Source organism: Butyrivibrio sp. (assembly GCF_024699075.1).
The window spans coordinates 1-4,869 of record NZ_JAILQF010000029.1 but is presented as its reverse complement, the minus strand read 5'-3'; the positions used below and the strand labels follow the sequence as shown (position 1 = coordinate 4,869).

At 38.1% G+C, this 4,869-nt stretch carries 6 protein-coding genes; 5 read left to right on the top strand and 1 reads right to left on the bottom strand.

The annotated features are described in order from the left end of the window. Positions 1–3: 3 nt before the first annotated feature. Entirely contained in the window at positions 4–129 is a 126-nt protein-coding gene (locus K6G87_RS19850) for a metal-sensing transcriptional repressor (RefSeq protein ID WP_334304844.1), read from the top strand. A gap of 58 nt (positions 130–187) precedes the next feature. On the opposite strand, the gene K6G87_RS00890 is transcribed toward K6G87_RS19850, so the two are convergent. Beyond that, positions 188–1,090, bottom strand: coding sequence for an AraC family transcriptional regulator (locus tag K6G87_RS00890; protein ID WP_296832606.1), 903 nt, complete (start codon positions 1,088–1,090; stop codon positions 188–190). A 219-nt stretch (positions 1,091–1,309) separates the two neighbouring features. Here K6G87_RS00890 and K6G87_RS00885 point away from each other — a divergent pair, with 219 nt between their 5' ends. From K6G87_RS00885 to K6G87_RS00870, 4 genes are all read left to right on the top strand, one after another. Next, a complete protein-coding gene (locus K6G87_RS00885) occupies positions 1,310–2,683 on the top strand; it encodes an MFS transporter (RefSeq protein ID WP_296832603.1) in 1,374 nt (457 codons plus the stop codon). 78 nt (positions 2,684–2,761) lie between these two features. Further along, a complete protein-coding gene (locus tag K6G87_RS00880) occupies positions 2,762–3,658 on the top strand; it encodes an alpha/beta hydrolase (protein WP_296832600.1) in 897 nt (298 codons plus the stop codon). A 144-nt stretch (positions 3,659–3,802) separates the two neighbouring features. Further along, positions 3,803–4,504 carry a hypothetical protein gene (locus K6G87_RS00875; RefSeq protein WP_296832597.1) on the top strand — a complete coding sequence of 234 codons (702 nt, stop codon included), beginning with the start codon at positions 3,803–3,805 and terminating at the stop codon, positions 4,502–4,504. Between the two features lie 39 nt (positions 4,505–4,543). After that, a partial coding sequence (locus K6G87_RS00870) for an MmcQ/YjbR family DNA-binding protein (protein ID WP_296832594.1) occupies positions 4,544–4,869 on the top strand: 326 nt, incomplete at its 3' end.

The following is a 4,869-nucleotide window of genomic DNA, read 5'->3' as shown; positions in this document are numbered from 1 at the left end:
GAAATAAATAATGCAGGCAAGGCCCTTTTAAAAGAGCATCTTGATCACTGTATTGTCGAAGCTGTTGCTGAGAATGATATAGATTCTGTAGAGAAGATGAATAAGGCAATTGACTATTTTATGAAATAAGATGAATAAGGTAATTGAATTTTTATGAAATAGTAAATATTTAAAATACAGCCCAAAGCTAGGCTAAGGGGCTGTATTTTTTTCTGTACTGAAGAGGAGTTGTTCCTTCAAACTTTTTGAACATATTTATAAGACCTCTGGCATCTGAAAATCCGCAGTCCATGGCAATTTCAAGGACAGATTTATTGGTATCTGTAAGGTCATCCTTTGCAGCATTAACGCGCATTTTGGTAAGGAATTCCTTATAGGTTATTCCCATATTGGATCTAAAGAACCTGGAAAAATAGCATGCAGAATAGCCAAAAGACTCAGCTACTGACATTTCGGTTATGTCACTTGCAAAATTTTCTTCTGTATAAGATATTATTTTTCTTAAAATATCAAAATTCTTCCGGCTCTTTTCCGGAATCTCATTATCTTTTAAGGTCAGATCATCCCTGCAGATATAATACAAAAGCTCATGGACAAGGCCTATAAGGCGCATGTTTTCATACTTATTAAGAACTTTTCCGTCCGCGTATTGTGCAAGATCCTTCATGATCTGTGAAGGTCTTGGTTCAGTGGCTTTATAAACAGGCAGAAAGTATAGCTCGTCAAAGTTAGGAATAAAACTGCGAAGAAAAGACTCACTTATCTGAAGCACAGTTGTAAGAGTTGCTGGGAGCTTGTCGTAGGGAGTCTTCCTGGCAGAAATTACTTTGTGAATGCTCTGGCTGTTGACGATTATAAACTGATCTTCCTCCATTGTGTGTCCGATTCCATCTGTGTAGTACTTACCATCTCCTGAATATGAATATACAATTTCAAGCTCATTGTGCCAGTGATCCAGGACGTCATTGACCATGGAAAGATCTTTATTGGGATACAGGTCTTTTTTATGTACATTAAGAATCTTGAAAGGTAATTCTGTATGATAATGGACAACCTCATATGAGATATCCCTGGTAATTAAATCTGACATTTGTAACCTCGCAAAAGCTTTATTTATAGGCGTTTCAGGGCTTTTAATTATAAGATGCCTGCCTTATAAAGTAATAATTGCTTATTATAACTTATTTAATTTCCATGTCAAGAAAACGTAATTTTTAGGACAATTATTGTAAAGAGCAATTGGGCACAATCTTATATATTAGTTACAACGAAAGGGATTTGGGGTCCCTATATAAGATTGGAGGTTACAATGGAAGCTACAATTTATGAACAGGAACAGGATAAAAAGGTTCGCCTTTCTGCTACTGAAAAAGTTTCATATGGACTTGGTGACTGCGGAGCAAACGTTATAGTTGCACTGGCATCATCTTTTTTGACAGGTTATTACACAGATACTGTTGGCGTTGCAGCCGCAGCTATTGGAACCATGATGCTTCTGTGCAGAGTATTTGATGGTGCAACAGACCTTATTATGGGTGCGCTTGTTGACAAAACAAAGTCAAAATTTGGTAAAGCAAGACCATGGCTTTTGTGGACAGCACCGCTTATGGGAATATCACTTTTTATGATATTCAATGTACCGTCGGCACTTGGTGCAACAGGAAAGCTTATTTACATCTATCTTACATACATATTCCAGAACTGCATTATCTATACAGCTAATAATCTTCCTTATAATGCGCTTCTTAGCCGTATGACACTTGATGTACAGGACAGAGCACAGACAGCATCTATCAGATTTGTAATGACACAGATAACATCTCTTATTACAAATGTAGTTACAGCTAACCTTATCGCAAGCGTAGGCTGGAAGTCGATCTCAGCAATATACGGAACTATCGCATGTGTAATGTGCGTTCTGTGTTTCCTTGGAGTAAGAGAACATGTAGATGCAGAGGAAGATGGAACAGTAAAAGTTGAGCAGGTTCCACTTTCTAAGGCACTTCCCGCACTTCTTAAGAATAAGTATTTCTTCATCCAGGCTCTTATGTTCATGTTCTTATACATCAACGTAGTTGCAACAGGATCAATGACATACTACTTCTGCAATAGTGTACTTGGTAATATCGCATTTCTTTCATGGACTTCAGTTGCAGGAACAGTACCTGCTATAATAGTAAATATAGCAATGCCCAGACTTGTACAGAGCTTTGGTAAAAGAAAACTCATGATCACTGGCGCAAGTATTATGGCTATAGGTTCCTGCATTATTGGTGCAGCAGGTTCAAACCTTCCAATGGTAGTTGCAGGACTTATTATAAAAGGATTTGGTACAGGACCAATCATGTCAGGTATCTTCGCTACAACAGCTGACGTAGTTGACTATGGTGAATGGAAGACTGGCGTTCGTTCTGAAGGTCTTGTAAACAGTTGCACAAGCTTTGGTATGAAAGTTGGTATCGGTCTTGGATCAGCCGTATGCACATGGATCATCGCTATTGGCGGATATGTTGGAACAGCAGAAGTTCAGACAGAAGCAGCTCTTGCATCTATCCGTTTTGGTTATGGCTATTTTGGAGCAATCCTTTCACTCGTAGTTCTTGCTCTTTGCATTATCATGAACATTGATAAGCACATAGACGAGATTCAGAGAGATCTTGAAGCTAAGAGATCAATGGCTTAAATAGAAACATAAATAGTGATGCAAATGAGTCAAAAGGTTCATTTGCATCACAAATTATATAAAGGTAGGAATATAAATATGTCAAAAATAAGTGATATTATAAGAACACAATTTGCAAGCGGAGACGCTGCAAGGGATGCAGGCCTTGAAATTCCTGAAGATGTGAAAAGATACAGTGATATAACATATGGAGATAAAGGTCAGCACCCAAACTGGCAGATGCTTGACGTATACAGACCAGGTTCAGTTTCTGAAGATGAAAAGCTCCCTGTTATTGTGGTAATCCACGGCGGCGGCTGGGTATATGGTGACAAGGAAGTATACAGATTCTATTCAGCTTCTCTGGCTGAAAGAGGTTTTGCTGTAGTATGCTATTCATACAGACTTGCACCTGAATATATTTTCCCATCAAGTCTTGAAGATACCTGCGCTGTTATGAACTGGATAGTAGAAAACGAAGATAAATATGGATTTGATCTTGATAATATCTTTGGTGTTGGAGATTCTGCAGGTGGAACTTTGATAGGTCTTGCAGCTTCATTCCTTACCAATAAGGATTATGCAGATAAGTTTGACTTTAAGGCTTCGGACAAGTTCAGATTTAAGGGCATAGCATTTAACTGCGCAGCATTCGAAGTTAAAGCTGTAAGCGATGCTGATGCAAACATGGGTTCACTCATGGACGATCTTATGGGCAAAAAAGCTACAGATAAAGATCTTGAAATCGTAAATACAGGTAACTATGTAACAAGTGCATTTCCACCATCATTCCTTATGTCTGCGACAGGCGACTTCTTAAAGGATGAGCTTCCTAAGATGACAGAAGTTATGATAAGAAACTCAGTTCCTTTTACCTGCAAGTATTATACAAGTCCTAATGGAGATCTTGGTCATGTGTTCCATTGTAATATGAAGCTGGCTGAAGCAGCTGAGTGCAATGATGACGAGACACAGTTCTTCAAAAATCTGATGTAAATATGCGTTAGATTATAATCTGGTGCATGAATATGATATTGAGCTGTCACACAGAAATGTGTGGCAGCTTTTTTGGGTGCGCCTGGAGTGTTTATTGTTTTGGTCTTGTCAGGATTTTTACTTTTTGAAGAAAAAGAATGCGAAATGGAAGAAGTATTGGAGAAGCTGATTCTAAATGCTGGCGATCACAATAATACTTCTGATAATCCATTTCTTGAAACCATTCGCAGCTATTGCGAATGGATAGGATATGAAGAAGATACCGCATATGTCTTTTTAATGAGAGATGCGATTCTGCCATATGTGTTCTTTAAAAGCAGAAACAAAGACAATCTCTATCCATGGTTGATCAGCCGTAAATTTATGGAAGATATAACCAAAGAGGAAGGCGTGGATGACGACGTACGTATTCCTCTTTATGAGGCTTTGGAAGAGGGAAATATAAGCTTTGACAAGTTCTTTTCTTACAGCAAAGAGGAAATCCTTTATTCTCTGGATGAATATCCGGAGCTGAAAAAGCTCCTACTTGATTTGCTTGGCTCAATCAAACAGAAAAGGATTATAGTTGTTGAATCTGGTTACATGGGTACGATTCCAATGATGCTGAAAGCTCTGGATGACAGAGTTGACTTTAGGCTTTTTACAACAGCTCCTTTTCTGTATGAAACATATAAAGACAACATCTTTTGCCAGAAATATGAAGAAATAAGGCGTTTTGAGACATTGTATGCAAACGATCTTCTTATGCAGTATTCTTCATATAGTGATGGGAAGTTTTACGTAAAGCTTTCTAAAGATGATGTTGTACATAATAAGGCGCTTTCAGAGATTAAGAAAATGATTTGATAGATTCGATCCGAAATGATTTTGGACTGGGAGAAGAACATGCGAACACGAGAAGAGGCTTTGGCTTTTGGTTTATCATTTGAATACACCTATCAAGAGGCTCCATTTCATGATCAAAACTGGCAACTTATAAGAGTTAAGCCCAGCAAGAAGGCCTTCTTATGGACGTATGAAAAGGATGGACAGATATGCCTGAATCTTAAATGTGACCCGGAATGGCGGGATTTTTGGAGGAATACATATAAATCTGTACAACCTGCTTATCATCAGAACAAAGAGCACTGGAATACAGTTATCTTAGATGGTTCTATCCCCGATGAAGATATCAAAAGAATGATAGCAGAAAGCTATGACCTTGTTACAGA

What these genes read in the sequence shown, in the direction of transcription:
- K6G87_RS00885 (WP_296832603.1), top strand. Translation starts at nt 1,310, where the DNA reads ATGGAAGCTACAATTTATGAACAGGAACAGGATAAAAAGGTTCGCCTT.
- K6G87_RS00890 (WP_296832606.1), bottom strand. Translation starts at nt 1,090, where the DNA reads ATGTCAGATTTAATTACCAGGGATATCTCATATGAGGTTGTCCATTAT.
- K6G87_RS00880 (WP_296832600.1), top strand. Translation starts at nt 2,762, where the DNA reads ATGTCAAAAATAAGTGATATTATAAGAACACAATTTGCAAGCGGAGAC.
- K6G87_RS00875 (WP_296832597.1), top strand. Translation starts at nt 3,803, where the DNA reads ATGGAAGAAGTATTGGAGAAGCTGATTCTAAATGCTGGCGATCACAAT.